The 26,476-nt window shown below is 46.0% G+C and carries 31 protein-coding genes; 18 read left to right on the forward strand and 13 right to left on the reverse strand.

What is annotated here, in order from left to right; genetic code table 11:
• Positions 1-326 precede the first annotated feature (326 nt).
• The 5 genes from BRW63_RS22900 to BRW63_RS22925 all read left to right on the forward strand — a co-directional run bounded on the left by BRW63_RS22900 (position 327) and on the right by BRW63_RS22925 (position 3,582).
• On the forward strand, positions 327-551 hold the full coding sequence (locus BRW63_RS22900) for a hypothetical protein (RefSeq protein ID WP_073074701.1): 225 nt from the start codon (positions 327-329) through the stop codon (positions 549-551).
• Between the two features lie 564 nt (positions 552-1,115).
• Positions 1,116-1,550, forward strand: a complete 435-nt coding sequence (gene yidD, locus BRW63_RS30050) for a membrane protein insertion efficiency factor YidD (protein ID WP_073074702.1) — start codon at positions 1,116-1,118, stop codon at positions 1,548-1,550.
• Between the two features lie 80 nt (positions 1,551-1,630).
• A complete protein-coding gene (locus BRW63_RS22910; RefSeq protein ID WP_073074703.1) occupies positions 1,631-2,440 on the forward strand; it encodes a peptidase associated/transthyretin-like domain-containing protein in 810 nt (269 codons plus the stop codon).
• Between the two features lie 477 nt (positions 2,441-2,917).
• The gene (locus BRW63_RS22920; RefSeq protein WP_073074704.1) at positions 2,918-3,184 is read left to right on the forward strand and encodes a hypothetical protein; all 267 of its coding nucleotides are present in this window, start codon (positions 2,918-2,920) and stop codon (positions 3,182-3,184) included.
• A gap of 59 nt (positions 3,185-3,243) precedes the next feature.
• Positions 3,244-3,582, forward strand: coding sequence for a clan AA aspartic protease (locus BRW63_RS22925; RefSeq protein WP_219898691.1), 339 nt, complete (start codon positions 3,244-3,246; stop codon positions 3,580-3,582).
• 270 nt (positions 3,583-3,852) lie between these two features.
• Here the strand turns inward: BRW63_RS22925 and BRW63_RS22930 are convergent, their stop codons facing one another.
• A complete protein-coding gene (locus BRW63_RS22930; RefSeq protein ID WP_223257481.1) occupies positions 3,853-4,218 on the reverse strand; it encodes a hypothetical protein in 366 nt (121 codons plus the stop codon).
• Positions 4,219-4,264: 46 nt separating this feature from the next.
• Positions 4,265-4,483: a hypothetical protein gene (locus tag BRW63_RS22935; RefSeq protein ID WP_073074707.1), complete on the reverse strand. Its 219-nt coding sequence runs from the start codon at positions 4,481-4,483 to the stop codon at positions 4,265-4,267.
• A gap of 241 nt (positions 4,484-4,724) precedes the next feature.
• On the opposite strand from BRW63_RS22935, the gene BRW63_RS22940 reads away from it, so the two are divergent.
• Entirely contained in the window at positions 4,725-5,048 is a 324-nt protein-coding gene (locus BRW63_RS22940; protein ID WP_223257482.1) for a nucleotidyltransferase family protein, read from the forward strand.
• Between the two features lie 160 nt (positions 5,049-5,208).
• The gene (locus BRW63_RS22945; protein ID WP_219898692.1) at positions 5,209-5,871 is read left to right on the forward strand and encodes a hypothetical protein; all 663 of its coding nucleotides are present in this window, start codon (positions 5,209-5,211) and stop codon (positions 5,869-5,871) included.
• A 58-nt stretch (positions 5,872-5,929) separates the two neighbouring features.
• Here the strand turns inward: BRW63_RS22945 and BRW63_RS22950 are convergent, their stop codons facing one another.
• The gene (locus BRW63_RS22950) at positions 5,930-6,490 is read right to left on the reverse strand and encodes an FKBP-type peptidyl-prolyl cis-trans isomerase (RefSeq protein ID WP_073074709.1); all 561 of its coding nucleotides are present in this window, start codon (positions 6,488-6,490) and stop codon (positions 5,930-5,932) included.
• Positions 6,491-6,534: 44 nt separating this feature from the next.
• Complete coding sequence (locus BRW63_RS22955; RefSeq protein ID WP_073074710.1) at positions 6,535-6,861, reverse strand: phasin family protein; 327 nt, start codon at positions 6,859-6,861, stop codon at positions 6,535-6,537.
• Between the two features lie 263 nt (positions 6,862-7,124).
• Between BRW63_RS22955 and BRW63_RS22960 the strand changes: the two genes are divergently transcribed.
• The 5 genes from BRW63_RS22960 (at position 7,125) to BRW63_RS22980 (ending at position 9,980) form a co-directional block, all read left to right on the forward strand.
• Positions 7,125-7,439 (forward strand): TIGR03792 family protein, encoded by a 315-nt coding sequence (locus tag BRW63_RS22960; protein WP_073074711.1) that lies wholly within the window; start codon positions 7,125-7,127, stop codon positions 7,437-7,439.
• 71 nt (positions 7,440-7,510) lie between these two features.
• Positions 7,511-7,861 (forward strand): zinc ribbon domain-containing protein, encoded by a 351-nt coding sequence (locus tag BRW63_RS22965; protein WP_073074712.1) that lies wholly within the window; start codon positions 7,511-7,513, stop codon positions 7,859-7,861.
• 214 nt (positions 7,862-8,075) lie between these two features.
• The gene (locus BRW63_RS22970; protein ID WP_083583191.1) at positions 8,076-8,516 is read left to right on the forward strand and encodes a hypothetical protein; all 441 of its coding nucleotides are present in this window, start codon (positions 8,076-8,078) and stop codon (positions 8,514-8,516) included.
• Positions 8,517-8,771, forward strand: a complete 255-nt coding sequence (locus BRW63_RS22975; RefSeq protein WP_073074714.1) for a hypothetical protein — start codon at positions 8,517-8,519, stop codon at positions 8,769-8,771.
• Positions 8,772-8,885: 114 nt separating this feature from the next.
• Positions 8,886-9,980, forward strand: a complete 1,095-nt coding sequence (locus BRW63_RS22980) for a hypothetical protein (RefSeq protein ID WP_143162108.1) — start codon at positions 8,886-8,888, stop codon at positions 9,978-9,980.
• 341 nt (positions 9,981-10,321) lie between these two features.
• Here BRW63_RS22980 and BRW63_RS22985 read toward each other — a convergent pair whose 3' ends face one another.
• Together BRW63_RS22985 and BRW63_RS22990 are read right to left on the reverse strand one after the other, a co-directional pair.
• Entirely contained in the window at positions 10,322-10,903 is a 582-nt protein-coding gene (locus BRW63_RS22985) for a Uma2 family endonuclease (protein WP_073074716.1), read from the reverse strand.
• 233 nt (positions 10,904-11,136) lie between these two features.
• Positions 11,137-11,325, reverse strand: coding sequence for a hypothetical protein (locus BRW63_RS22990; protein WP_073074717.1), 189 nt, complete (start codon positions 11,323-11,325; stop codon positions 11,137-11,139).
• Between the two features lie 136 nt (positions 11,326-11,461).
• On the opposite strand from BRW63_RS22990, the gene BRW63_RS22995 reads away from it, so the two are divergent.
• Positions 11,462-12,880, forward strand: coding sequence for a hypothetical protein (locus BRW63_RS22995; protein ID WP_073074718.1), 1,419 nt, complete (start codon positions 11,462-11,464; stop codon positions 12,878-12,880).
• A 65-nt stretch (positions 12,881-12,945) separates the two neighbouring features.
• Here BRW63_RS22995 and bchB read toward each other — a convergent pair whose 3' ends face one another.
• The 4 genes from bchB to petB all read right to left on the reverse strand — a co-directional run bounded on the left by bchB (position 12,946) and on the right by petB (position 16,777).
• A complete protein-coding gene (bchB, locus tag BRW63_RS23000; protein WP_073074719.1) occupies positions 12,946-14,472 on the reverse strand; it encodes a ferredoxin:protochlorophyllide reductase (ATP-dependent) subunit B in 1,527 nt (508 codons plus the stop codon).
• A 325-nt stretch (positions 14,473-14,797) separates the two neighbouring features.
• Positions 14,798-15,409 (reverse strand): Uma2 family endonuclease, encoded by a 612-nt coding sequence (locus BRW63_RS23005; protein ID WP_073074720.1) that lies wholly within the window; start codon positions 15,407-15,409, stop codon positions 14,798-14,800.
• Positions 15,410-15,536: 127 nt separating this feature from the next.
• Positions 15,537-16,019: a cytochrome b6-f complex subunit IV gene (gene petD, locus BRW63_RS23010; RefSeq protein WP_073074721.1), complete on the reverse strand. Its 483-nt coding sequence runs from the start codon at positions 16,017-16,019 to the stop codon at positions 15,537-15,539.
• A gap of 110 nt (positions 16,020-16,129) precedes the next feature.
• Positions 16,130-16,777 carry a cytochrome b6 gene (gene petB, locus BRW63_RS23015; protein ID WP_073074722.1) on the reverse strand — a complete coding sequence of 216 codons (648 nt, stop codon included), beginning with the start codon at positions 16,775-16,777 and terminating at the stop codon, positions 16,130-16,132.
• 242 nt (positions 16,778-17,019) lie between these two features.
• On the opposite strand from petB, the gene ctpA reads away from it, so the two are divergent.
• Entirely contained in the window at positions 17,020-18,261 is a 1,242-nt protein-coding gene (gene ctpA / locus BRW63_RS23020) for a carboxyl-terminal processing protease CtpA (protein ID WP_073074723.1), read from the forward strand.
• A gap of 38 nt (positions 18,262-18,299) precedes the next feature.
• On the forward strand, positions 18,300-19,553 hold the full coding sequence (locus BRW63_RS23025; protein WP_073074724.1) for an HD domain-containing protein: 1,254 nt from the start codon (positions 18,300-18,302) through the stop codon (positions 19,551-19,553).
• Here BRW63_RS23025 and BRW63_RS23030 read toward each other — a convergent pair.
• Positions 19,550-21,724, reverse strand: coding sequence for a hypothetical protein (locus BRW63_RS23030; RefSeq protein WP_073074725.1), 2,175 nt, complete (start codon positions 21,722-21,724; stop codon positions 19,550-19,552). The two genes, BRW63_RS23025 and BRW63_RS23030, sit on opposite strands and share 4 nt — an antisense overlap.
• A gap of 328 nt (positions 21,725-22,052) precedes the next feature.
• Here BRW63_RS23030 and BRW63_RS23035 point away from each other — a divergent pair, with 328 nt between their 5' ends.
• Positions 22,053-23,450, forward strand: a complete 1,398-nt coding sequence (locus BRW63_RS23035; protein ID WP_073074726.1) for a proton extrusion protein PcxA — start codon at positions 22,053-22,055, stop codon at positions 23,448-23,450.
• 5 nt (positions 23,451-23,455) lie between these two features.
• Here BRW63_RS23035 and BRW63_RS23040 read toward each other — a convergent pair whose 3' ends face one another.
• Positions 23,456-23,929 carry a pentapeptide repeat-containing protein gene (locus BRW63_RS23040; RefSeq protein ID WP_073074727.1) on the reverse strand — a complete coding sequence of 158 codons (474 nt, stop codon included), beginning with the start codon at positions 23,927-23,929 and terminating at the stop codon, positions 23,456-23,458.
• Positions 23,930-24,130: 201 nt separating this feature from the next.
• On the opposite strand from BRW63_RS23040, the gene BRW63_RS23045 reads away from it, so the two are divergent.
• A complete protein-coding gene (locus BRW63_RS23045; RefSeq protein WP_073074728.1) occupies positions 24,131-24,646 on the forward strand; it encodes a YraN family protein in 516 nt (171 codons plus the stop codon).
• A gap of 4 nt (positions 24,647-24,650) precedes the next feature.
• Here the strand turns inward: BRW63_RS23045 and BRW63_RS23050 are convergent, their stop codons facing one another.
• Positions 24,651-25,040 carry a hypothetical protein gene (locus tag BRW63_RS23050; RefSeq protein WP_073074729.1) on the reverse strand — a complete coding sequence of 130 codons (390 nt, stop codon included), beginning with the start codon at positions 25,038-25,040 and terminating at the stop codon, positions 24,651-24,653.
• A gap of 171 nt (positions 25,041-25,211) precedes the next feature.
• Here BRW63_RS23050 and queA point away from each other — a divergent pair, with 171 nt between their 5' ends.
• On the forward strand, positions 25,212-26,324 hold the full coding sequence (gene queA / locus BRW63_RS23055) for a tRNA preQ1(34) S-adenosylmethionine ribosyltransferase-isomerase QueA (protein WP_073074730.1): 1,113 nt from the start codon (positions 25,212-25,214) through the stop codon (positions 26,322-26,324).
• Positions 26,325-26,476 lie beyond the last annotated feature (152 nt).

Raw genomic sequence — 26,476 nt, forward strand, 5'->3', positions numbered from 1 at the left:
CACAATTACATCGGTAGGCTATAGAGATTGCTTGAGCCGTGTACAGTGAAAGTTGTAAGCACGGTTCTGAGGGGAGGGAGGGAGATATATCTAAAACTCACTCCTTTACCCGACCGCTAGTTCCCAGAAGCAAAGCAATCTGTAAATGGGGATAGCGTAAAGGTGTTTGTGCAATCATTGGTAAGCTAAAATCTCAGGGTGTATGTAGACAATCGACATCTTGTAACATTTTTTCCGAAATCAAGCTGGTCGAGATTGTAATAGGCTCGTGTTGGTGCATTTACTTGTAAGCGTTCATCATTTACTGTGATTAGGAGATGTTAACAATGAGCAATAATTCTAGATTAGCAACGTTGGGGGCTGGTGGTCTAATAGCTGCAAAAACAACTCTTGCCACCACTGCTGCTACTACTGTTGCTGCATCATCAGGTGGGGTTGGCATTGCGTCGATTGGTGGTGTAACAGTTGCTGCTATTGCCCCCGTTGTGGCAATTCCAGCCGCTGTTGGACTCGCTGTCATAGGGGTGGTCTGGCTCTTTAACCAGGACTAGTGGAGCGTCACAGCTTGATTTTAGGGTTGGCATCTGCGGAAATGACTATTGAATGGAGCTTTTAGAGATCGCCAACCCTAATTTTTAGTTTTGACGCTGCACTAGTCTTTGATTAGGAGGTTTCTTTAGTAGGGTTCTCAATCGTAGGGTGAGCATCTTGCTCTCGATGAGACAAGATACGCAAACGACATAGCTTTGTGGAAATCTTCTTAAGCCCACTCTTTCAGGGATGCGTCTAAGTAGGTGAGTGTAATTAACCGTAGGATGTGTTAGGCGTAGCCGTAACGCATCAAGCCTTTAGACAGCATGGGTTACGCTATTGCTAACCCATCCTACAGGGTCTTATATTTAACTGCACCGACCTACTTACCTTAATTAATTGGAAACGCAAGTCAGCTACAGGAAAAACATGAAATGTGTAAAGTGCGTCTCTGAAATAGAGTTTCATTGTCCCAGCACGCTAGTCGAAACTACCCACTTTAGTGGGAGACTTTAGTTGCTTCGGCGTTTTGTCCCATAACCTCTTTTTATTTACACAAACTGGTCGGAGCATTGATTTACAGCATGAGAGATGTAACACGATCTATTGACGGTTCATACTACGCTACGAAGAGACGCAGTAAAGGTTGGATTCTTAGAAAACTACTATCACTTCTCGATCATTCACTACGTTCAATCGCTATATCGCTTATTGGTGGCTATCAATACCATCTCTCGCCAAGGAAAGGTTATTCCTGTGCGCATCGAGTTGTGCATGGTGGCGACTCTTGCTCAGAATATGTGAAGAATGCTCTTGCAGACAAAAGCCTATTTGAGGCTACTCTTCTTGCAAGGCGAAGATTTAAGGCATGTAGCATTGCATATGTGTCTTCTAAAGATCAAGTTGTTAAGTTTAAAATTCCAACCATCGGACCAAATGGCTGTGCTGATCCAGAAATGATTGGCGCGTGCTGCGCCATTCTTGGTATTGCTAAGATGTGTAGTGGAAAAAGGTCTTAACCTCAAAAGGTCGCAAAATATAATATTTAGAACGGAAACCCAGCGAGTATGACAGCGAAATTGATGTTTCAGCCATTCTTATGAGCTTTAAAGATTTTAACTATGTTAAGTGGGGTTTTCTTGTAACTTTAGTTGGCTCTATTGCTACGGTCCTTACTGTTCCAGATTTTAGATGTAGCATAGGGCTGCCATCAGATAATTGTGTTGTACCACAGAAAGATATTGAACTTGTTACAAAAACAGAAACAGGGGAAGCTCTAGAGGGAGTTAAAGTTGAGGTTATTGGGAAAAAAGGATCTCCTGAGCCTGAACTTACTGATAGCAATGGCTACGCTAAAATCAAAATCCTTGCCGAGGAAGACGTTACCATCACCTTGAGTAAGGCAGGTTACCCAACTCAGAGCTTTAAAGTCAACTTATCGATAGATCGAAATCAAGTCAGAGTTATTCGGTTTACTAAGTCAGGTCAAGCTCAAGTTGGTTCTATTCCAGAGCGTCCCGTAGAATCACCAAAGTCTGTGACACCCACACCCACACCAAAGGAATCTAGCATATCGGGGCAATGGGTTGGTACATATACCTGTTCACAAGGTATAACTGGCGTGACTGTAGCTATTGATCAAGTTGGCAACAAGGTCATTGCTGACTTTTCTCTATATCCTGTTCCAGAAAATCCAAATGTTCCTCGTGGGATGGCTCGATATGAAGGAGATTTTAACTCTACCTCCCTGCGTATGAGGTTTCCACGGGGAACGTGGATAAATAAACCTGCCTCATCTTGGACGGCGTTCCCGTTTCAAGGTCAATTCGATGAAGCGTTAAAAACATTCTCCGGGGAAATAGACGGTCATCGTTGCACAACAGTTAATTTGAAGAGGAAGGACGGCTAGGAATTGTTTTTTAAAAGATCGGTGTGGCACGGTCTAACAATCCGGTTGGAGCGGACAGTTGAGAGATTTTTCGTCTATCGTTCAAGTCGATCTGCTGCCGCTCAACCGGAACGTTAGCTTACTCATGCCTTGATCGGATTGCTGCTTTAAAGCTATCTGTGAGGCTGTGATAGACTCAGCATCAGGTGATTAGTCCATGCAAATGATGCCTGTACAAACGAAAGCTCAAGTCCTGTCTCTTCTTCAAGAATGTCAACAGGATCTACACCATTTTGGGGTGAGTCGTTGCGGTGTTTTCGGTTCATTTGTGCGAGATAGTGCAATCCACGATCGCCGTAGGCTGGGTTGACAAAAGGAAACCCAGCACTCTTTCTCCCACAGCACTGTCCAAAAACTCGATCTCAGTTGGAACTGTGACCGTCGGTGCAATCTCCTAGATTAAAATGAGAAGGCAAAGATTGAAACAAGAGCAAGCCTATGACAGTTCGACAACCCCGCTACAGCAAAGAAGAGTTTGCTCGACGGGGTGATGAGATCTATGAATCTCAAGTGCGCCCTCAAGTCGAGGAAGGTAATCATGGGAGAATTGTCGCGATCGATATTGAAACCGGAGCCTTTGAGATTGGTAAAAACAGCATAACCGCATCCGATCTTTTGCTGGCTCATCATCCCGATGCTCAAATTTGGTTTGTCCGCATTGGTCATCTTGCCGTTCATCGAATCGGATACTTTGAGGCGGGCTGATCACAATGATCTCAGGATACGTGAACGCAAATCGAGAAGCAATCATTCAGGTTGCGATCGTGGGTGACAGTAAACAGTTGAAGAGTGTCAGAGCAATCATTGATACAGGATTTACAGGAGATCTAACCTTACCTAGAGATGTTATTGATCAACTGGGATTCACATTGAGAGGATTTCAAAGGGTGATTTTAGGAGACGGCAGTCTTCAATATTTCGAGATGTTTGTCGGTGTTGTGATTTGGGATGGAAAGATGAGGGAGGTTGAAATCAACGCAGCAGAAACAGATTCACTGATTGGAATGGGGTTGCTGGAAGACTACAAGTTAGAAATGGAAGGAAGATCAAACGGTGAAGTTAGAATAACATCTCTGCCTGCATCCCTCTCAAACACGGTCTAATAATCCGATTGGAGCAGACAGTTGAGAGTCTTTTCGTTTGTTGTTCAAGGCAATCTGCTGCCGTTCAATCGGGACGTTAGCTTACTCATGCCTCGATCTGGTGCTGCTTTAAAGCCATCTATGAGGCAGCTAAAGTCAGAATGCAGTCTGCACCTGTAGAAGAAGTTCAAACTGTTTTGCGTGAACTTGCTTCCTGTTATTCAACACGATAGTTAGTGAAATCGTTACGGCGTTTGCTTCAAAGATAAATGTTTCATCCCAATCTCTTAGTTAAGTTAGTTTTGGGCTAATTTCAAACGCTGATTCAGCCCGGTAGAAGCACACATCGAACGCCAAAAAGAAATTCATTTGTCCCAAAATCAACGGAGCATTCTTGTCCTGTGTCCAGGCAAAAGCCAATTCTGTTGGGGAAAATCGCTCAACATTTGCCGTCAACACTAATGCCCGTGCCTCAAACCTAGCCAAATTTCCCCCTAGTGGAACAGAAAGCCTTTGGCGTTCCCAAACTGCTCCTAGCCTTAAACCCATTTCGTAAGGCAACACATTAACGCTAGAACCTCTATCTAGCAAGCCAGAGACGTTTATAGATTGGTCTCGGTAAGTTAGGGTTAGCGGTAGATAGGGTAGTGTACTCAATGTACCAAGATCTGGATCTATCTCTGTGAAAGCAAATCTAACTTTATCAGCCATGTGGAGCTACTTTTTCCTCTGCCAATGCTTTTGCTAAAACAGCAGCCGCTTCAAAAGAGTCATGTAACCCTTGACTGGCTGTTTTGCCTTTAGTGTCTAATGGTACTAAACCCGATTCCTTTAATAACTCAGCAATCAGAAAGTGTAATAGCAAGAGTTTGTCAGAATAAGATAGCTCTTTAAGGTGTGGTACAAGTTCGGTGAGAGGCATAAGTTGTTTGGTTAATTTGGGTTGTATCTATTTTAGAGTCTTGAGTTTGCATCTGCACGTTCGCTCAAGTGGACGGGCTAACAACCCACTTGGAGCGGACTGACCAGAGATCTTGGTGTATGGATGCAAAGTTTACTGGCAGTCGCTCAACCGCACCGTTAGCTTACTCATGCCTCGATCGGATTGCTGCTTTAAAGCTATCTGTGAGGCTGTGACAGACTCAGCATTAGGTAATTAGTCTATGCAAATAATACCTATACAAACGAAAGCTCAAGTCCTGTCTCTTCTTCAGGAATATCAACAGGATCTACACCGTTTTGGGGTGAGTCGTTGCGGTGTTTTCGGTTCGTTTGTGCGAGATAGTGCGATCCACGATCGCAGCGATGTCGATATTTTGGTTGCTTTTGAGCCAGATCAAAAAACCTTCGACAATTTCATACACCTATCTTTTTTTCTAGAAGATCTGTTTGGCAGGACGGTCGATCTGATTACCATCGAGTCATTAAGCCCCTACATTGGCTCACATATTTTGGATGAGGTCGAGTATGTCTTTATCGGGTCGTGAGTATTTACCTTTTGTGCCTTCTCGCAAATCCTTACGATGTTTTGAGCCTGAGTAGTTACAAAAAATCCGCAAATCGAGGTCGATCGCGGATTCTAAATCAATTATTAATCTATCGATCGCACGGAGCTTAAAATCAAATTAATTGCTTTCACGTCCAATCATGACGACTAACCCACTAAATAGGCGCGATCGTTTTGAGAAAATGTCCGATCGCCCCTCCATTCTCAATCCCAACGAGTCCTATTCGTTCAGTCAATACTTCGATCTTCCGTTCACGCTGGAAGACATTCTCGCTGAACTCAACTGCACCACAGAGCGCGAAAAGCTCTTGTTTTCAGAATCCTCAGCCCCCGTCAACTTGCAGGACTTGAGACGAAATCTCGATCGGGCATTGCGTCACGTCAGCTTGAACAACGAATCTTCAAGACGCGAAGCGATCGTCTTCCCAATCCTCTTGGAGGTCTGCGAGATTACAAACAATCGCCTCAATCTAGAATATGCTGTCGTCGTCAATGAGTTTCTCAAAGGCGTAATTGATTACTACATCGCGGCTCAACGCAACCTGCTGGTGGTCGAGGCAAAACAGGCAGATTTAGAGCGAGGCTTTACCCAGCTCGCGGTTGAGCTAATCGCGATCGACCGATGGACTAGATCAACGGCTCCTCTCCTCTATGGAGTGGTGACAGACGGAGAGCGCTGGAATTTTGGTATCTACGATCGGACTGCAAAACACGTTATTCGAGACACATCCGTTTATTCAGTTCCGGCTGATCTAGAAAAGCTGGTTGGGATTTTGATTGAAATTCTTAGCTCATCTACATAATGCTCAAAAAAATCCGCAAATCGAGGTCGATCGCGGATTCCAAAATCATTAAAGTTGACTAGCTGACTTTCAGCAGTTCCACATCAAACAGCAGCGTCGAGTTAGGCGGAATCGGACCAATTCCGCGCGCGCCATAGCCTAAGCCGGGAGGAATGGTAAGTTGGCGACGACCACCGACCTTCATCGTGCCCACGCCTTCATCCCATCCTTTGATCACTTGACCCACGCCAATTTTGAACTCAAAGGGTTGACCGCGATCGCGGGAGCTATCAAACTTCGTTCCGTCGGTCAACGTGCCCGTGTAATGCACCGTCACAGTTTGCCCCTTTTTAGGAGAATCGCCTGTTCCTTCGACCTCATCCACATATTGCAGACCCGATTCGGTCACTCTGACTCGTTCAGGTGTCGCCATATCATTTTTCTCCTCTGTCGTTTGGCTAGGGGTGGTAGGCTTGGGTGCTTCAGCAACTAGACCTTGGGGGTTAACTTCGGCAATGGTAGCGGACTCTGTGATTGGCATCTCGCTCGCGATCGCGCTATTGCGACTGGCGACTTGCGCCACAATCAACAGCACACAGCAAACCACCATCACTCCGAAGCTGACTAAAATCTCTCTCAAAATCAGACCTCCTGACGTGTATGTCTTTATCTTCTCACTCTCGATTACTTCGTTCCATTCCAGAGCTTATTTTCTAGGTCGCGGACTTGCCGCTCTAGTCGATCGAGTCGTCCCCGCAGTTCATCCATTTCAGATTGGCGAGGCACCCCCAAATCTTGCATCACGTAGCGAATCTGACGCTGCATCTGAGCTTCAAAGTTGCCCTGCTTGAGTTGCGCCATCAGGTCATCCACAAAACCTTTTGCCTGGTCGGGGTTGAGTTTGCCATCTTTGACGAGTTGGTCACTCATCTCTTTAAACTTTTCTGCCACGAGAGAAGTGGTGCCGATGCCCACCATCAAGAGCTGTGTAATCCAATTATTGCTATCCATACTGGTTCCTATGTCGGGTGCTGCAAAAGCCCGTTGAACGATCGACAAAATGTATTTCTAAACTTTAGACACTTTGTAGGGAATTCAAACTTTTTCGCTTCTTCTATTCTGTCAAATTGCAAGGCAGTTAACAGTCGCGAAGTCCGTACCTCAAACTACTTTGACTGCATTCTCTAACAAAATCTACGCCCAAAGGCAGAAAGTTCCAGATTTTTAAGGATTCTCTGGTAACGTCTTAGACGTTGCGATAGACAGATGGTTTAATGCTGATCGAATGGCTCAAAGTAAAGGTTCCGCCAGAATTGCGGGAGCAATATATCCAAAAAGATGATGAAATTTGGACACCGTTGCTCGCTAGTTATCCAGGGTTTGCAGGTAAAGAAGTGTGGATCAATCCTAAAGATCCGATGGAAATCGTAATGGTGATTCACTGGGAAAGTCGAGACGGGTGGAAATCAATTCCCGTCGAGAAATTAGAGGAAACCGATCGTCAGTTTGCCGAAGCGATGGGTCAGGCGTTTCCTTTTGCCGAAGAGGGTGAATATCAAGTTCGCAAGTTTATGCAACGACCTACTTAACACAAAATCTACTTCACCCTTCAATCTGTTAAGTTAGCATCGGAACATAATCTTAGAATCTGCTGGAATCGATGCCAGAATGTCCTCGTTGTCATCAATCGGTTGACGCTCAAGCGATCGTGTGTCCTCATTGCCGCACGACCCTCAAAGCGCATGGTCATCCTGGCATTCCGCTTTACCGCGCTACAGGGATTGAGCCGTTGTGCAAAACCTGCATTTACGATGCCGATGATTCGTGTACTTATCCCAAGCGCCCCGATGCAAGAGAGTGCACGTTGTATAGCGATCGGTTGCCTGTTTCAGTTAGCCCACTTAACAAATCCAGCAGCCGTTTCTTAACTAAAGGCTGGTTTCGTCAAAACTCAGTCTGGTTGGTCTTAGTTGGGCTGGTGATCTTGAGCCTGTGGCTGGCGCTGCGATGAAGTGTGGCTACACAAAATGGTGGGGCCGTGCCTCTTAGGTCAGCACAGATGCAGTTTGGAAAGCGGGCGATTCCTCAGTCAAAAAATAGCGATCGTGCCGTGAAACTACAAATCGATTTGAAGTGAGGGGGCGATCTCCGTGAGGAAAATTGCTATTGTAAGAAAAGGTTTATGATGCGCTAGTTCGTCGTCACTTATCAAGAGGTCAGTATCTGTGTCTAGCAACCCTGGTGGCATCTCCCAATCTAATTCAGGTTCCATGTCTGGAGGAATGCAAGCAGCGATCGGCGATCATAATAAGCAGACGATGAGTAATGAAGAATCTTCTGCTTCCAATATCCCTACTCAAACCGAGGTAGTTGAGCTTCTTGCACAAATTGAGCAGTTGATTCAAAATGCTCAATTACCTGAAGCAGCGAAGGAAAAAGCTAAGAAATATTTAGAGACTGCCAAGATAGAAGCACAGGAAAAAGAGCCTGACAAACAACTAATTTCTAAGAATTTAGAGCGGGTTACAAAAAATCTAGAAGAAGTAGACAAAACAGTAGACGCTAGTAAGCGAATTTTTGAAAAATTTGTTCCATTAGTGGTAAAAATAGCAAGTTGGCTAGGCACAGCGGCAGGAGCTTTATGGACAACATTGCCAGTTGTGTAAATGAGCCAATCTCCTTTGGATTCTGAACAACCATCTGAAAGCCTACAGCCGAAAATTACCCAAAGCTCCACTGGAGCTTTGGGTGGGCAGCAAGCTGCTTGTGGGAACAATAACTCTCAGCATCAGGACAATAGACAAACTCACATCTATTATCTTGATCTTCAAGATAAAGACTTAGAACCCTTAAGTATATGGGGCAAAATTCTAAGCTACTTCAAAGTATTTGTTTTTATTGCAACAACTTTAATATTTTGAATTTTCTTTGGATTATTTACTAGCTTCCCATTCCCCTATGGTCAAGCTATCGATCTAATGCTTTGCTGCTTCAGAGGGACTGTTGCCTCGAAAGTTAATAGATTGCAGAAGCGATTGCAGTCAGAAGATATTAATTCCCAATCAATACAGAGATTAAATAAACTTGATTTTCAAGCTCATTTACATCTGGGAGTCCTTGAACATTTAGGAGCAAATGGCACTGAAAGTCATGAGAGACTAGCTAAAACGATAGAGACTTTAAAGCAAAAGAAAGGCAAGTTACAGAATGAAATAAATCCCCGTCAGCCCAGAAAATACCGGATTGTAAATAGAGTTCAAGATTTCTTTGACTCCATTACTTTAAGTCAGCCTGAGAAGGACTTGATACAGATTGAATCAGTTATAGATGAAGTAATTTTGGCTGTAAGAAGTAATTACCCATCCGAAACAATAGTGCAAGATACAATTTATAGGTTATCTCAAGAAATAACTCGCAGAGCTGATAAAACAAGTCCTTCCAGAATAGGTACTTTATATAGAATTGAAGATTTGTTACGTGCGGTGTCAGAAAAAGAAGTATCTAATCTAGAAGAGTCTGAATTAGAAAATCTAAATAGAAAAATTATAAGTGAACTAAAAGAAGAGAAAAGTGCTTTATCTAAGACAATCACGAGACTTCAGGATGAAAACGATACAGTACGACAAAAGCTTGCAAACTATTTAGAGGAACTAGACACGTTAAACATTACAGTAGATGAGCGTGAATCTCGTCTATTAAAGCTTCAAGAAAAGATCAGAGATTATGCTGCGGCAAATCAAGGTCAACAAGCTCAAATCAATACGCTAAATCTAGAATTAACTAGAGCTAATGAAGATTTAAAAGAATTAAAATTCCAAAGAAGCTCTTTCAACAAAACAATTAGTTCTTTAAACCAAGATATCCGGCAAAAGCAATCTAGTATAGAGCAACTTGATAGTAGCTTAAAGCAATACTCCAAAGTGAGGATATTAGAGGGAAAATATATCGGAAATCTGAGCGATAGAAGTAGCAAGTATCATTTTGATCAAAAGTGTAATCATTGGAAAATGTTGGTGGGGGAATATGTACTAAGGCTAGATCCTTCACGAAACATAGTTAGTAGCAACACCCCGATTCGTTTCTCCGGACAGCTTGGCGAATGTGACAGGTGTGCTGGGAGAAGAAATTAAGATAAAAGAGCTTATTAGATTAATTCCACTATTAAAATAACGCGAAGCTGATTAATACTAAGCTGTTTTAGTATGATTCCATCAAATCACTTGCTAGAGAATGGCATACCGCTCCTCTTGCTAGCGATTGTTCACGTCTCAATCTTGCAACCCCTCAACCTACTCAGCCTCTCTTCTGTTGTATGTTACCAGTGTTAAATCACGCGCTCAAATTTAACCATAAACGATCGCTTTTCCTAAATTCAAACGATCGCATCAGCCTCTTTGCTGCTATTGTAATGTTCTATTCAAACGATTCCTATGCACTGCTAATGATTACTTCATTAGTTGCTAACTTGAGCTTATTCTAGAATTTCAGTGATGAATTCAATATCTTCATAGAGTTGCTCAACCCTGAAACTAAGGTTAACGCTTAGGAGTTGAATCTCATCACCTTCGCCATATGGGATCAATTCCCATCTACGTTTCTCATTCAGGCGAAAAACATCTACACTGATTGATTCAGAACTGATAAGAATATATTCTTTAAGACTTTCGAGCCGTCGATAGAGAGCAAACTTTCCACCCCGGTCATAGGCTTCGGTGCTAGGAGAAAGAACCTCAGCGATTAATTGAGGATGACGAGCAAATTTAAGCGCACCTTGATCGCGGCGATCGCAGGTAACACTCACATCAGGATAGAGGAAAGGCCCGTTGTCAGTCACGCCGATTTTGCCGTCAGAGCCAAGCACACGGCAACCACTGCCGCGCAAGTGGGGCTTCAACAGCGCAATCAGGTTTCCCGCAATCTCGCTATGAGACAGCGTTCCTCCTGTCATTGCGTAAACTTCGCCATCGATATACTCGTAACGAAGAGTTTGCAGCGGCTCCCAGTCTAGATATTCTTGAGGCGAAACGCGAGATTGATTAAGTTCAGCAATCATGGCCCTATCCTCGCCTCGACCCCTCCATTTTAGATATGATCTTGTTCTCTATACAGCTTGCTCCTCTCCCGCAATGCCTGCTAACAAATTGAGCGGCGCGATCGGGGGCTTAAAAAACGCCTAGGTATACATAAGCTGGACGCGCTTCCTTCTAGGCTTGCGAAGCCGATCGCTTTTGGGCCTAAAGTTTAACGTGTGAAGGATTTGTGGTGCAGTTGATCACGATCACTGGGTTAAATCTGTCCAGTGGTATTCTGATTTTGATTGATGCAGCCCGATTTTTGGGTATATTGGCAGACCCGCGCCCATAAAATCGCTCGCGTTGAGTGCGCTCCGGTTGCAAAGATCACCCGATCTCCTCCAATCATTTTGAGGATTTTAACGCCACAGACCGAGCAAGTCTGGTTTCTATCTTGACTCATAATTAGTGTGAATGAGAAATCAACTTATGGTTTCGATTCAACCAGCTTACCGCTAAAAAATCTGTCGAATAGTAAATTTTTTTAATTGGCTAACATTTCTCTTGCATGAGAATCAAATCATCTAAAAGTTTTTCCTATGGCTGTGATCAAAGGGTTCATTAAAATGCCTCGCCTCTTTTTGTTTGTGTTGATAGCATCTTGCTTTGGTTCCCTAGTGGGGCAATCGATCGCATCAGCCAGCACCAGTTCTACGGCTCCTACGATCGATCCGATCGATCCGGGTCGTGATTATTGGCTTGAGGCACAGCGACTCGCTCAAAGTCATCTGGTGCTGTTAAATCGCATTGAGCGCTCGCTCTCTAGCTCTGATGGCGATCGACTTCGGGCAGTGCAGGGGCAAATATTTTTACAGGCTTCTGCGGTCGATCGCTTCCTCAAGAGCAGTTATCCTGCGCCAGAAATTCTGTGTGCTTCAAATCCCGCTAATAGTAGTGGAGCAGGAAGTGTTGCTGGAACCGATGCTGTTAGCTTAGAGGAAGCTCAGGTTTATTGTGCGTTGTATACCTCTGCTCGTGAGTTAGAGCCTTTGAGAGCGCGGCTCGATCGACGAGTGGGCGTGGTAGCCAAAGAGATCGCTGCGCCTCAAATCATCGGGCGAGTGGCGAAAAGTCCGAGCGAGAATCTTCCAATTCCGATCGCGCCTGCCATTCAGCCACCCGATGATATTTTGGCGATCGTTCAGTCGAGCAGAAGTCATTTACTGCAAGTTCAGTCGGCTTTTCCGGTAGCGGTTCGGTTTACGGTTCCGGTGCAATTGCAGAGTGGGCAGACTCCTATTGATTTATATCCTCAAGAGTCTCAGCCTTACACGTCTTTCTTGTCTCAGCCCAATACTGGCATTGCGCGTCTACTGTCCTCTGAGTCCGATCGCGCTGCATCTAATACACTAGAAAATCGACTCGCTCCGACTGCCGCAGATTCGCTTCCTCTAGCGATTTTGATGCAGCGATCGCAGGGCTTATCTCCCCGTTTAGCTATTCGGATTGAGGGCGATCGCTTTCAAATCGTGCAGACCGATTTAGACTATGGGTTTATGACCGATTTGGGAGATGTGGCACTCGAAACCCTTCTTTTGCCTTCGTCTGAGCAGGTGTCTGGCTTGTCAGAAGCGCTGCAATTTTTCTATAGCTACCGTCCGCCTTCAGAATTAGAAGCCATTCAAGCCGATCGTCGTCGCTTTATGACTGGCAAGGTTAGCGGTTTGAATCTGAGCCAACCTTTGCTGAATCAGGCAACCGCAGCTATGAATCGAACTTATTTGGTGCGATCGATTCAGTTTAAAGTTCCTGAAATCATCACATCAGGACGAACCCTTCTGCCGAACGAACGCTCATCTCTCAGAGACTTATTAAAGACACCCAGCAGTGATTTGTTGTTTGCCTTCCGTCCGGTCAGTCGTCGCGCCGATGGTAGCTACACAGTGCTTTGGAAGATTTTGACGCAGTTCTCTGACCCGCAGATTCGAGATCTCGATCGCTACGTTGTGAAGTATTAAACTCAAACAAAAAACTCCCACCATAGATCGGCAGGAGTTACGACAAAAACGAGAATTATTAGAGATTAAGCGCCAACCGATTCCTTCGCGGCGTACATTGCCTCGACTGTAATCTCGGATAAATTACGATCGCGCGCAAACTTCTCGGTGTTTCGCTTGATTTTGCCGCGCACAAATCCAGGAATTTTGTTTAGCTCTAGTTGGGCTTCCTTCGTCCAATTCATATCAGAATCGGCAGACATTCCTCTCGTGATCACTTCTTTGGTGTCGTGTCCGCCAAAGATTTCCAGCAGATGATCTTCCATGCCCAAGGTGAAGGAGTTGTAGACCAAATCAGCCACTTGATTGGTGCCTTCATAGCCTAAGAAAGGCTTATAGCCGATCGGGAAATCTTGAACGTGAATCGGAGCCGAAATCACCCCACACGGAATCCGTAACCGCTTGCCGACGTGGCGTTCCATTTGAGTTCCGAAGATTGCCGAGGGTTCGATGCGGGCGATCGCGTCTGCAATTGCGCCATTATCGTCACTGATCAAAACTTCATCGCAGTATTCACTCACCTGATCGCGGAACCATTTCTCATCGGCTTTGCAATACGTTCCTGCCATGACGACTTGAATGCCCATCTCGCGTGACAAAATTTTTGTCATGGCAGCAGCGTGAGTGTTGTCACCAAAGACAACTGCTTTTTTGCCTGTGAGATTTTGGCAATCAATCGATCGAGAAAACCAAGCCGCTTGAGACACATACAGGGTTTGATTTTCGATGAACTCTTCATAGTTCACATCGCCACCCTGAGCATTCACGACTTCTTGAATTTTGCGAATGCACCGCGCCGTCTCAACGACACCCATCGGCGTAATATCCACATAGGGCATCCCAAATTCTTCTTTCAAGAATTCTGCTGCCATCAAGCCAATTTCGCGGTAGGGCACCAAGTTAAACCAGGCTCTCGGCAAATTCTTGAGTTCCAGAACCGAAGCCCCTTCAGGAATCACCGCATTCACTTCAACGCCGATGTCTGCCATCAAGCGCTTCAATTCAATGCAGTCATGCTGGTTGTGAAACCCTAGAGAAGAGATACCGATGATGTTGACTGAGGGCTTTTCGGTTTTGCCTTCGGGCAGTTGACCCTTCTTTTTCGCTTTTGCAATGTAGTACTGAACGATTTGTTGGAGAGTCCGATCGGCAGCTTGCAGTTCTGTAAATCGATAGTGATTTACATCGGCTAGCAGCACGTCGCACTTCGTATCAATTTGCGCCCGTTGCACAAAATTTGCCAGATCTTCTTGCAAAATGCTGGAGGTGCAGGTTGGGGTCAGCACAATCAAGTCCGGCGTTTCTTCGGTGTCTTTGCGGGTGATATTATCTACTACTTTTTCTTGAGAGCCGCGTGCCAACACATTGCGATCGACCGAGCTAATCGTCACCGGAGTAAAGTTACGATCGCGCTCTAACATTGAGCGCATGACGTTGAAATAGTCATCTCCGATCGGGGCATGCATGATGGCATGGACATTTTTGAAAGAACTGGAAATGCGGAGAGTGCCAATGTGAGCCGGACCTGCATACATCCAGTAAGCCAATTTCATACGGTGTCTCCCTTATCTGATCTGAATTCTTAAGGTGTTAAGGGTGGGGTGTAGAGAGGGTTGTCTCTAGCAGCCTATCCCTGAATGGAGTGTTGTCGCTTACCGATTGTCTCAGAGATGAGGAGACTGTGGACGATCGCTGCATTCGCTCAACCAGATGATGAAAAGAGAGTAAACCCGATCAAACCTTTGCCTAGAAAGGGATACGGCAAATTAAAGTTGGGGGTGGTCGGTCGTGCGATCGCAATCATTCTTTATGCTTCGTGACATTCCGAAAGAAGCAACTCTGCTGGTTCCTTTTGCGGCAGCAATGCTAACTTAACGGTTACTTACTCTCTTTTTCGACATTAACTTTGTCATAAATATCCAGAATTGGAATTAACAGTTCAAAAGATTTCAAAGTTAGTTCAGCATCTTCACGATCGTATTCATAAAGCGACCAACGTTTATTTTCAATTCTAAAGAACTGATCGACTTCAACTTTACTTTGATTGACTAAAATGTATTCCTGAAACGTTGGAATCGTTTGATATAGCCTAAACTTTTCACTTCGGTCAAATGCTTCAGTTGAATCTGATAGAACTTCAATAATGACTTGAGGGTTGATAATCGTATCTCTGCGGTTTTTATAATACTCCGGTTCTCCAGCGACCACCATGACATCGGGATACTTAAAGTTCTGAGTTTTTGGTATCCATAAACGCACGTCACCAAAGAAAACTCTAAAACTCTGTCTTTTAAGACCAATACTCAGAGCGATGTAGCAGTTTCCAGCGATTTGATTGTGCTCTGTCGTTCCACCTGTCATCGGTGTGATAATTCCATCATCATATTCGCTTTTACACTCCGCTTTTTCCTCCAGTTCTAGATACTCTTCTGGAGTGTAGTCGCGCTTTTCTTGAAGCGGCTCTTGCGTTGAAATTGTTTGGGCAGTCATGAAAATCACCCTCCAGAATTTCTGTTCTGACGCTGCAATTTTAACGAACCTATAAAAAAAGTGGTGCTTACGATTCTCTTAGAAATAAGGAGAATTGTAGGCACCACAATTGAGATTGAAAAATCTCTTAGAATAAACCTAGAGTTAGCGCTTGGCTCACCGGGAAGGCTGCACCAATGCCTAACCAAAGCGTCACAACCGTACCAAACAGAAAAACTGCGGTAGCAACCGGACGACGGAAAGGGTTTTGGAACTTGTTCACGTTTTCAATAAACGGAACAATTAGCAGACCCAAGGGTACAGAACCCATCAGCACCACACCCAGCAGTTTGTTAGGTGCCACGCGCAGGATGTTGAACACGGGATAGAGATACCACTCTGGCAAGATTTCCAGAGGTGTTGCAAAGGGGTTTGCAGGTTCGCCCGTCGATGCGGGGTCAAGCACTGCTAAACCGACACAAAGAGCGATCGTGCCCAAAATCACCACTGGGAAGATATAAAGCAAGTCGTTAGGCCAGGCGGGTTCACCGTAATAATTGTGACCCATACCTTTCGCCAACTTGGCACGTAACTGAGGATCGCTTAGATCCGGCTTCTTAACAGTTGCCATGGTTGAAAGAGGCTCTCCTTAAGAGGGAAATCAGCAGATAAGGAAACAGCAAGCAAATTTCAGAGTCGCAATTTTGAATTCATCATCCAAAATCTAAAACCTAAAATCGATTACAAGGGGCCAGAGATGCCTTGCTTGCGAATCATCAAGAAGTGCGCCAGCATGAACACAGCGATCAGCCAGGGCAACACAAAGGTGTGAGCGCTGTAATAACGAGTCAGAGTCGATTGACCCACACTCGCACCGCCACGCAGCAAGTCAGCAATCAAAGTGCCCACGATCGGAATCGCTTCAGGCACGCCCGACACGATTTTGACTGCCCAATAGCCAACTTGATCCCAAGGCAGAGAATAACCCGTCACCCCAAAGGAAACGGTAATCACCGCCAAAATCACACCCGTCACCCAGGTCAACTCACGAGGCTTTTTAAAGCCACCCGTCAGGTATACCCGGAAGGTGTGCAAGATCATCATCAGCACCATCATGCTGGCAGACCAGCGATGGACGGAACGAATCAGCCAACCGAAGTTAACGTCGTTCATTAAATACTGCACCGAGGAGAATGCTTCGGCGACAGTTGGTTTATAGTAAAAAGTCATCGCAAACCCAGTCGCAAACTGGATCAGGAAGCAAGTTAACGTGATTCCACCCAAGCAGTAGAAGATATTGACATGAGGCGGCACGTACTTGCTGGTTACGTCCTCGGCTAGCGCCTGAATTTCGAGGCGCTCCTCAAACCAGTCGTACACATTTGCCATAAAGCAAGCGTTCCTAAACATGATTGCTGTTCATAAAAAATGTAACACAGCCCAATGGTCGATTACATTGTGGAAGCGGCAATTCGCCAAAGTTTGGCTGTTTTTAGAGTCCGCTTCAAGTTGCTGATCGCGTTTAAATATTTGTAAAGAAAAGTTTTATTTCTAAAAAATTTGTTAAACAAAATTCACATCTCTCTGGCAAGGTAGAAATTTGCGGACATTTCCAGTTAGGATCGATCACTATGGGAAAACGTTTTTCTTGGATTCGCTTACTGTCTAAGTTTGCTCTGGCGATCGCCCTCATTTGGGGCATTGTGGCTCCTTCTGCTGGCGCTTTTACCGACGAGCAACGGCTGGTCAACGAAGTTTGGCGGATTGTCGATCGTGCTTATGTCGATTCCAGCTTTAATCATCAAAATTGGTGGGCAATTCGAGAGAAATATTTAAAGCAACCGCTGCCCGATCGCGAAGCCAGCTATACCGCAATCCAGCAGATGATCGCGGGGTTGGATGATCCGTTTACGCGCTTGCTGAAGCCCGATCAATATCGCAGCTTGCAAACCAGCACGTCTGGAGAACTGACGGGGGTAGGGTTACAGATTTCGTTAGATCCAGAGACAAAGCGGCTGAGGGTGATTGCTCCGGTTGAAGGATCGCCTGCCGCCAAGTCAGGAATTCGACCCGCAGACAACATTTTGATGATTGATGGCGTTTCGACCGAAGGGCTATCACTCGACGATGCGGCTGAACGGATGCGAGGTCAGATCGGCAGCCGAGTCACGCTGACGATCAGTCGGAAAGATGAAGCAGCTTTAGACGTTGATTTGGTGCGCGATCGCATTGAGTTAAACCCGGTTTATGCGGAGTTGCGTCCTCAACCCGATGGCAAAAAACTTGCCTACTTGCGGCTGAGTCAATTTAACGCCAACGCTACGGCTGAGGTGGCACACGCGATCGCCCGACTTGAAAAACAGGGAGCCGATGGCTACATTCTAGATTTGCGAAACAATCCTGGTGGGTTGCTGCAAGCTGGGATTGACATCGCGCGGCTGTGGATTGATGAAGGCACGATCGTCTATACCGTCAATCGGCAAGGCACGATGGGCAGCTTTGAAGCGATGGGAGATGCTTTAACTAAAGATCCAATGGTCGTTTTGGTCAATCAGGGCACTGCCAGCGCCAGCGAGATTTTAGCAGGCGCTTTGAAGGATAACGGACGGGCGATCATTCTGGGTGAAAAAACCTTTGGCAAAGGGTTGATTCAATCTCTGTTTGACTTGTCCGATGGAGCGGGACTGGCTGTCACCGTTGCGAAGTATGAAACGCCGAGCCACAAAGATATCAACAAGTTGGGAATCGTCCCGGATCAAGTGGTGCCGCTTGACCCCATCACGCTCGATCAGATTGGAACGCCTAGCGATCGCCAATACAAAGCGGCTATAGACGCGATCGGGTCTGATGCTCTGGTTGCAGGTGCAAGTTAAAGAGAGAACAATCGACCTGTCCTTTACCGTTCATTCTTTTGCTGCCCAACTCTGAGCGAACCTATCACGATCCTTTACATGGTGCGATTACTCTTAACAGCAGCGATTCTACCGAAGCGTTGCTGATCCGCTTGATTGACACGCCTGCGTTTCAGCGATTGCGACGAATTCGGCAGTTAGGCCCAGCGAGTTTGACGTTTCACGGGGCAGAGGGTTCGCGATTTACCCATTCATTGGGCGTGATGGCAGTGGCTCGGCGGGCGTTTGATCGCCTGGCCAAATCCTATCCTCAGCTACAAGTTCATCGCCCTGTGGTGCTGTGTGCGGCACTGTTGCACGACATTGGACATGGGGCTTTCAGTCACACGGCTGAAGAGGTTTTTGGCTGCGATCACGAGCACTGGACGCGGCGCATCTTGCGAGAATATCATCCGATTTGTGAACTGCTCGATCGCTTTCATCCAAATCTGTTAGATCAGATTGAACAAACTTACTTAAAAAAATATCCGGTGCCCTTGGTGTCGCAGTTGGTGTCGAGTCAGCTTGACTGCGATCGCCTCGATTATTTGATGCGCGATAGTTATTTTACGGGGGCATCTTACGGCAAGATTGACCTCGATCGCATTCTCATGGCACTAAGATACGATCCGGTCAGTCAGCAATTAGTGGTAGCGCAGAAAGGCATCGCGGCGATCGAGCATTACCTGATCGTCCGCTATTTTATGTATGCCCAGATTTATAACCATCCCAAAAATATTGCGGCGACTTGGGTATTGAATCAAACGTGCGATCGTGCCCGCACTCTGCTTCAGGCTAACCAGCTAACTGCCGATGAAACCGTCACCGCCTGGTTGAGTGAAGACTGCAATCAAATCACACTCGATCAATATCTATCTGCCGATGATGGGGTGTTTGTTTACCATTTACAGCGTTGGCAACATCATCCTGACGCGGTTTTGGCTGATTTATGTCGGCGTTTTTTAGACCGAGACTTGCTAAAGGCGCTAGAGGTTAGTCATTTAGGGGAAAGCGATCGCCAGACACTTCTAGACAAAGTGCATTATTTATTAACAGAAGCTGGATTTGTCCCCAACTATTATGCAGGGCTGAGAACTTTTATCAATCGAGGTTACACGCTCTATCAGCGAGGAATTAATCTCCAAACATCAACGGGTTTGCAAGAAATCAGTGAGTTATCACCGCTTGTCAAAACGCTGACTCAACCCGTGGAAAAAGTTTGGCTCCTGTACCCGCGAGAGATTGAGGCTGAGTTGTTGGCGGTGATTATCTAAGCGATCGCTGGTTCAGTTGCACTTTCTTCGGAAGCAGGCAGTACGATCGGAATTGCTGCGTTCACCAGCGTTGTCAAAATACCCGTCTGTTCCTGCCCATTGGTCGCTAAGTCGCCATAGCAAAGAAATATTCGTTCTTCGGCGCGACCTAATAGATCGAGCAAAATTCGTCTTAAGCGCTGCTCGTTAGAAGTCTGCGTGTCATCGGCTGTCCAAGTCTTGCCCGACCAATCTTGCAAGAACAAAGGAGCCGCAAATAGCGAGTCTACCCCACTCAGCCAGCGAGTTGACCCCGCATCTAGCCAAAACTGCCAACGGTGAACACGCCGACTAGACCGATATTGAAACACCGTTGCTAAGGTGACGGCATTGCTAGCAGGCCCGATCGGTCTAACTGGAAACGGATTGGCGGTCACAGTTCCTTGTCTGAGCAATTGAACAAATCGGCTCACCGTCATTGAGGGAGGCGCGTCGGTTTTATCAATTTTTCTCAGTCGAGCATCAACCTCCCAATAATGCTGTGCGGTTTCAATCAGTTCTCTCAAAGCGGCGAGTTGATCAAAAGGCAGATGACTTCCGCCCAAAAAGAATCGTTGAATGGCTCGATCGAGCAACACTACCGGACTTGCAAGCAACCGTTGTGATAGTTGTGATCGCTGCCCGTCTATCCACAGCACAATCTCTTCATAGGCTTTAGTGGTTTGATATCCCAACCGATCCCAGCGCGGAAAGGTAACAGCAGGAAGCAAACAAGGACGATCGGGGTGAGGCTCAAAACAGTGATCGGCGATCAGTCCGGCACGAACTGGATCGATGAGGAACGATGAAGCGTGAAAAGATGAAGAAATCTCGTCAGAGTCGCGATCGGGCGGAGTTTGTGAACTCGATTTTTGGCTTAAGACGACAAGCATTTCGGCGATCGTGTCTCGATCAACCAATCGCCCTAAACCTGGGTAGACGAGCGTTAGAAGCGTCAACAACGCTCGAATAATTGGGCTACTAGACAGGGGACGCTGATCATTGAGCGTTTCGACCGGAATGCCTCGACGGGTGAGAATGGCAGCCAGCGCGTAGCGAGAGATCGGATCGATACCCGGCCCAATCAAGGCAATTTCTCGCGGCTCAACCTGTCCTGATTGGATGGCTTTGGTAATCACATCGCCAGTTTGCCGGAGTAGTTGTGCTTGAGTCGTGGTTTGAATGGTCTGGACAGACTCCGGGAGCGTGGCGAAGAAGACCGGATCAGTGACTAATTCTACGATCAACTCACTCAGATTATCAGCGAGACAAGTGACGACTCGATCGCTCAAAACTTCTTGCTGACATTGGAGAGCTAATCCTTGTAGATAGCTTGGGTCTGCCCCCAACCCTTGCCGCACGGCTCCATCAGCGTTAAAGCTAAAGGCTCCTGCAACATTCTGGTTAAGCAAAAACTCAAACAGATGACGCGCGATCGCGGGATATTCATCGACATCATCGGCTAAGACTGCCTGATAACGCTGGGTCAGGTGTTGCTGATAGGTGAGGTCAGTCAGCAAATAGCGCCAATATAGCTCGGCAATCAGGCTATAGGTCAGCAGTCCACGACGCAGACACCAGGTACGCCAGCGCTGAAGCATTTCACAGACCGTTTCGTAGGGCAAAGGTAGTTCGCTCCCCGGTTCGTCTGTTTGCCTGGGTAAGCCCTGCTCTAGAAGAGTTGGAATGTCTTCGATCGTGATTCCGCTTAAATTCGCTAACTGCATCAAGTCTAGAATTCGTCGCACGAGTCGCGCTTCTGAGATGCCCGATCGCCCGATCGCGTCATCAAGTTCTACTCTCCAAAGACGAGTCGCGAGTTCTTGCTCGTTTTCGGGGCGAAGTCTGACTGGAAACTGTGCTTTTAGCCCCAAGTTTTGAATCAGCAGCGACCAGAACAGCATCACCTCATCTTCAAAAAATCCCAGGGGAGTCGTGGCTCTAAAAGGACACTTGCCTTGAGTGGCTGCTGTCAGCCGATCGACCAGATCGAGACGGTTATCGCCGATCGCCGCCAGCACCAGCACACCAATGTTTGCCTGATTAGAGGATGGCTCGATCGCAGGGCGAACCCAGTCGCAAAACTGACGGACTAATCGTGTCGTTTTGCCGCTTCGTGTCGCACCGATGACCCAAATAGATTGTGAAAGCACAAATTAGCCCTAGATGAATTTGTTAGGATACTTAGCGACTCCAACTTTTGGCACTCACAACGCCTGATGTTGATAGACGCTAAGACTCTCTCTATCGTAGATCGTTACAAAAAGCAGGTTTAAAATAAACTGTGTCAACGATCGTCTGATTTCAAAACGGCTTGGCTTATTCTCTCTACACTGTCTGAATCAACATGTTCTCTTCAGTTATACCGTGTTCAATATTACTCAGTGATTGCTGCAACTGAGCAGATAAGCAACTTGTCTCTGACCCGCAAATTGTGGTCAAATCACTACAGCCGAGGGAGAGCGATTTTAAGTTTGTGCCATGAAAACATCAATTTTTGCTAGATTTAAGAGTTATCTAACCCGCGCCGAACGGTGGTATTTAGAAACACCCGATCGCGCTTTAGACCAAGCTTATGATTCTGCATTAAAAATTAAAGCGATCGAAGATGAACATTTTAATAGCAAAAAGATCGCACCCAATTCGACGAATATGAGTCCGAATGTATTCGCTTTTTTTGAAGCGGATCTGAAGAAATATCTCAAGACAGTGCGGCTAGGGCTTTCAGAATTCAAACTCAGCCGATCAACTCTAAATGTCACGAATCCTGCTCTGTCCGATCGCCCGTTAAGAATGAGCGAGACACCCGAAGTAGCTTCTTCTCGATTAGTGCCAATGGCGAGAGATAAACCCGCCATCATGATCGAGAAGCTCAGGTTTATTGACGAGGTGTTAGCAAGATATCACACAGAAAATTTGTTGACGGTTTCTTCAACCTCATTGGTTCCGATTCAAGACAATAATAATGGTGCCGTGAGCATCAATCTTGACGAAATTGATGCGGTTTCTTATGCGCCTAACTCCGATCGGATTGCCGACTTTGAAACGGTCTCTGACAAAACGGGTTTATTACCTCGATCAATCTTAGGAACGTTAAATCGTCTCAAGCGAGACTTAGACCCTAAATCTGAACAGGAAGTCGTTCAAACATTTCGCAGTTCTAAAGTTAAAACTGTTTTAGCACTAAGATTTATCCTAACTTTGATTTTAGTTCCGTTGCTGGTGCAGCAAGTTTCCAGAAACATCTTACTGTCTAACAACTTCGCCTTCGGAGCGGCGATCTCTAGGCAATTTAAAGCGGAGGAACAAGGCAGCATTTTCATCAATTCTGAGATGGCAGAAGAGGCTCTTGGAGAACTGAAACGCTATGAAGAACTGCTCAATTTTGAAAACTTAGTCAGTGAAACTCTGGGTCGCGCTCCGATCGTGGGCGAAGAAATCGAAGCCAGAGTGAAGGAGAAAGCAGGAGAAATCGCGGACACTTTTGCTTATCAAAGTGGAGACGCAATTAAAAACTGGATCTCCGATATTTTGGCGGCGATCGCGCTGACGATCGTGCTACTCAAAAGCAAAAGAGAGATTGCTATTTTTAAGTCTTTCATTGATGAAATTGTCTATGGTTTAAGTGACAGCGCTAAAGCATTCATCATTATTTTATTCACAGATATCTTTGTAGGGTTTCACTCTCCGCACGGTTGGGAAGTGTTGTTAGAAGGAATCGCAAGACACTTTGGACTTCCGGCTAGTCACAATTTCATCTTTTTGTTTATTGCGACGTTTCCAGTGATTTTGGATACGATTTTCAAATACTGGATCTTCCGTTATCTCAACCGAATTTCACCGTCAGCAGTGGCAACCTATAAGACAATGAACGAATAGTTTTTCTAATCACAATCAAGCGTGTCTCGTGTCTTTCGACCTGTCACCGGGTTAACCCCTTTTGCTGATTTGCAGAGCAGCTTTTGAGCATCTTCTCGAAACTCAACCTCTGTAAAATCGGCTCCCTCGATCGTCGCTCCCTCAAACTTCGCATTAAAGGCAAATGCTCCTTCTAAGATCGCATTCGTCAGATTTGCATTCACAAATCGAGCCGTATCCAGTGTGCTGTTGCTGAGGTTTGCCCCTTGCAGATTTGCACTTTCTAAATTGGCACCAAACAAACTCACTCCTCGAAGATCGCTGTTGCTGAGGTTGATCTCTCGCAGATTTGCCTTCGTGAAACTAGAGTCAGTCAAGACTCGATTAGAAAAGTCGGCGCGAACCAAAAAATCTTTGTCGTAGTCTTCTGCGAGAACTGGGTCAGAAATCATGCCCACAACCCACAGCCAAAACAACAAAACTAGAACAAACCTTTTCATCAGCAAAGAGATAGCTAGACGCAACTCAGTGAACCAGCATTGCCTAGATTGAACAGATAGGACGTTAGGAGGACAACTCATTTTTTATCTCTTGGATCTAACAGTTTATTGCAGCAAATAATCTGGGCACCTTGAGAGTAAACCGTCAGATAGCGAAGACGTTCTCATCCCAAGTCATCTACTTTGATAGTACCTGAATCTGTGAACCCACCTGCATCCTCCAGTTTTGCTAAAAACACTAGGGCGACCATTGGCGTTTTAGGCGAAGAATTCGTTGCAGACTGGCTACGATCGCAAGATTGGCAAATTCTGCATCACCGCTGGCACTGCCGTTTGGGAGAAATTGACGTGATTGCTCAATCTCAAATGCCTCAGTGTTTGACATTTGTGGAAGTCAAAACTCGCAGCAAGGGCAATTGGGACAGTGACGGACTGTTAGCCATCACGCCTAGCAAGCAGAAAAAGCTTTGGCAAACCGCTCAGTTGTTTCTGATGGCTCACCCCGACTTGGCAACGCTGCCCTGCCAATTTGATGTGGCGCTTGTGCGTTGTCAATCTGCCCCAAAAAAAAGAGCACAAGATTTAACCCCCGGCTCTTTGTTGCTACAGAAATCTCAATTGCCTTTTCCGGCTGAGTCAGATCTACCGATGACTCGCACGATCGCAGGCTATCAACTCACGCTTCATCACTACATCCCCGAAGCGTTCACTCTCTAAATGACTATGCCAATGTTTCGGGACAGTAGCCCAAACCTTGAACAAATTGCTTACGAAATTCTTCAATCTCTTGACGATCGGGGGTGCCATGAGAAACGACCGCAACTTGGTAGCGTTGCATCACGTCGATCGGCGACTGTCCAGTTTCTAGACCCCAAAGTGCCATCTGTACCCGAATGCCGGGTTGATAAGAGATGCCTAACTCGTTTAGGAATGCGCGTAAGTCGCCATCCTGTTGAGGTGAGAGAGCCTGGCTCATTTTCACCTTGACTACCCAACCATCAATCTGATGAATCACGGTCATAAAGCCAACGGGCAGGTGATCCATCGAGTGAAGATATTCAACGATTCTCAGGGTGAGACTGGCATTCGCGAGGTAGTAGAGGTATTCCATATCCGTTTGATCGAGCAAATGCTACTTCTTTATAATCTCTTCAAATGCTCAGAGCCAGTAGGGTGAATGCACCCGACATCTTATGCGTAAATTCACCCAATTTTAAAAACGGGAGTAGGTAGAGCGCGAATAGCTCTCGTGATTTAATAAGAAAATTAACTGCTATCACTCATGCTCGATCGTGTGGATGCCGACTTCTTACTTTCTGCTTATGATTATGAGTTGCCAAAAGAGCAAATTGCTCAAACTGCGGCGATCCCCAGAGATAGCGCTCAACTGTTGGTTGTAGACGATCAGACTCAGCATAGTCACCACATTTTTCGCGAGTTACCCGATTTGCTCAAGTCTGGAGATCTGCTAGTTCTTAACAACACGCGAGTGCTTCCAGCAAGACTCTATGGGCAAAAACCTGGCGGCACTGAGGTAGAAGTGCTGTTGTTAGAAGAACAGCAGAAAGATCAATGGTTAGCGCTGGTTAAACCCGGCAGACGACTAAAACCTGGCAGCAAAATTCTGTTTACTCCCTTGCGTTCAGACTGCTCTATCAGCTTGAGCGCGATCGTGATTGCCAGCGACGAGGCGACGCGAGGCAGAATCATCGAGTTTGAAATCTCCGGCAACCACTCTTTGCTTGACGTGTTGGATCAGTTTGGGCAACTTCCCCTGCCGCCTTACATTACCGATCGCGATTCTCAACCAGAGCAATATCAGACCGTTTATGCCGATCGTCTAGGAGCGGTCGCTGCGCCAACTGCGGGGTTGCACTTTACGCCAGAGCTGCTCGATCGCCTTCAACAAAAGGGAATTGATCAGGCATTTGTGACCCTTCATGTCGGGGTGGGAACCTTTCGTCCTGTTGAGACAGAAGACATCACGCACCATCAAATGCACGGGGAATGGGTTGAGGTATCGCCTGAAGCCGTTGAGCAAATTCGTCAAACTAAGAATCGAGGCGGGCGAGTGATTGCAGTCGGAACGACGAGTGTGCGATCGCTAGAAGCTGCCGCTCAAACGGGTGAGATTCAGCCTTACTACGGCAAAACTTCGCTGTTTATTTACCCCGGCTATCGATGGCGCGTAGTGGAAGGGTTGATTACAAATTTTCATTTGCCTAAATCCAGTTTGTTAATGCTAGTGAGTGCTTTAATCGGACGAGAACGATTGCTCAAGCTCTATCAAGACGCGATCGAGCAACACTATCGTTTCTATTCGTTTGGAGATGCCATGCTTATTTTGCCAGAAGCAAAAATAGATTTGACTAGAGAATGCGGCGATCGTTTGTAGTTTACAATCTGATCTCAACTGATAGAAAGCCGAGTGTTCGCGATGACCACAGACCAGAAGATAGACCGGATCGAGCAAAACTTAGAGATTCTGACGGTTCACGTCGGCAGACTTACCGAAGGTTTGACTGAATTTCGAGCCGACACGGCAGA

The organism is Phormidesmis priestleyi ULC007 (assembly GCF_001895925.1).
Classification (GTDB): domain Bacteria; phylum Cyanobacteriota; class Cyanobacteriia; order Leptolyngbyales; family Leptolyngbyaceae; genus Phormidesmis_A; species Phormidesmis_A priestleyi_A.

What these genes read in the sequence shown, in the direction of transcription:
- BRW63_RS22900 (WP_073074701.1), top strand. Translation starts at nt 327, where the DNA reads ATGAGCAATAATTCTAGATTAGCAACGTTGGGGGCTGGTGGTCTAATA.
- yidD (WP_073074702.1), top strand. Translation starts at nt 1,116, where the DNA reads ATGAGAGATGTAACACGATCTATTGACGGTTCATACTACGCTACGAAG.
- BRW63_RS22910 (WP_073074703.1), top strand. Translation starts at nt 1,631, where the DNA reads ATGAGCTTTAAAGATTTTAACTATGTTAAGTGGGGTTTTCTTGTAACT.
- BRW63_RS22920 (WP_073074704.1), top strand. Translation starts at nt 2,918, where the DNA reads ATGACAGTTCGACAACCCCGCTACAGCAAAGAAGAGTTTGCTCGACGG.
- BRW63_RS22935 (WP_073074707.1), bottom strand. Translation starts at nt 4,483, where the DNA reads ATGCCTCTCACCGAACTTGTACCACACCTTAAAGAGCTATCTTATTCT.
- BRW63_RS22940 (WP_223257482.1), top strand. Translation starts at nt 4,725, where the DNA reads ATGCAAATAATACCTATACAAACGAAAGCTCAAGTCCTGTCTCTTCTT.
- BRW63_RS22945 (WP_219898692.1), top strand. Translation starts at nt 5,209, where the DNA reads ATGACGACTAACCCACTAAATAGGCGCGATCGTTTTGAGAAAATGTCC.
- BRW63_RS22955 (WP_073074710.1), bottom strand. Translation starts at nt 6,861, where the DNA reads ATGGATAGCAATAATTGGATTACACAGCTCTTGATGGTGGGCATCGGC.
- BRW63_RS22960 (WP_073074711.1), top strand. Translation starts at nt 7,125, where the DNA reads ATGCTGATCGAATGGCTCAAAGTAAAGGTTCCGCCAGAATTGCGGGAG.
- BRW63_RS22965 (WP_073074712.1), top strand. Translation starts at nt 7,511, where the DNA reads ATGCCAGAATGTCCTCGTTGTCATCAATCGGTTGACGCTCAAGCGATC.
- BRW63_RS22975 (WP_073074714.1), top strand. Translation starts at nt 8,517, where the DNA reads ATGAGCCAATCTCCTTTGGATTCTGAACAACCATCTGAAAGCCTACAG.
- BRW63_RS22985 (WP_073074716.1), bottom strand. Translation starts at nt 10,903, where the DNA reads ATGATTGCTGAACTTAATCAATCTCGCGTTTCGCCTCAAGAATATCTA.
- BRW63_RS22990 (WP_073074717.1), bottom strand. Translation starts at nt 11,325, where the DNA reads ATGAGTCAAGATAGAAACCAGACTTGCTCGGTCTGTGGCGTTAAAATC.
- BRW63_RS22995 (WP_073074718.1), top strand. Translation starts at nt 11,462, where the DNA reads ATGGCTGTGATCAAAGGGTTCATTAAAATGCCTCGCCTCTTTTTGTTT.
- bchB (WP_073074719.1), bottom strand. Translation starts at nt 14,472, where the DNA reads ATGAAATTGGCTTACTGGATGTATGCAGGTCCGGCTCACATTGGCACT.
- BRW63_RS23005 (WP_073074720.1), bottom strand. Translation starts at nt 15,409, where the DNA reads ATGACTGCCCAAACAATTTCAACGCAAGAGCCGCTTCAAGAAAAGCGC.
- petD (WP_073074721.1), bottom strand. Translation starts at nt 16,019, where the DNA reads ATGGCAACTGTTAAGAAGCCGGATCTAAGCGATCCTCAGTTACGTGCC.
- petB (WP_073074722.1), bottom strand. Translation starts at nt 16,777, where the DNA reads ATGGCAAATGTGTACGACTGGTTTGAGGAGCGCCTCGAAATTCAGGCG.
- ctpA (WP_073074723.1), top strand. Translation starts at nt 17,020, where the DNA reads ATGGGAAAACGTTTTTCTTGGATTCGCTTACTGTCTAAGTTTGCTCTG.
- BRW63_RS23035 (WP_073074726.1), top strand. Translation starts at nt 22,053, where the DNA reads ATGAAAACATCAATTTTTGCTAGATTTAAGAGTTATCTAACCCGCGCC.
- BRW63_RS23040 (WP_073074727.1), bottom strand. Translation starts at nt 23,929, where the DNA reads ATGAAAAGGTTTGTTCTAGTTTTGTTGTTTTGGCTGTGGGTTGTGGGC.
- BRW63_RS23050 (WP_073074729.1), bottom strand. Translation starts at nt 25,040, where the DNA reads ATGGAATACCTCTACTACCTCGCGAATGCCAGTCTCACCCTGAGAATC.
- queA (WP_073074730.1), top strand. Translation starts at nt 25,212, where the DNA reads ATGCTCGATCGTGTGGATGCCGACTTCTTACTTTCTGCTTATGATTAT.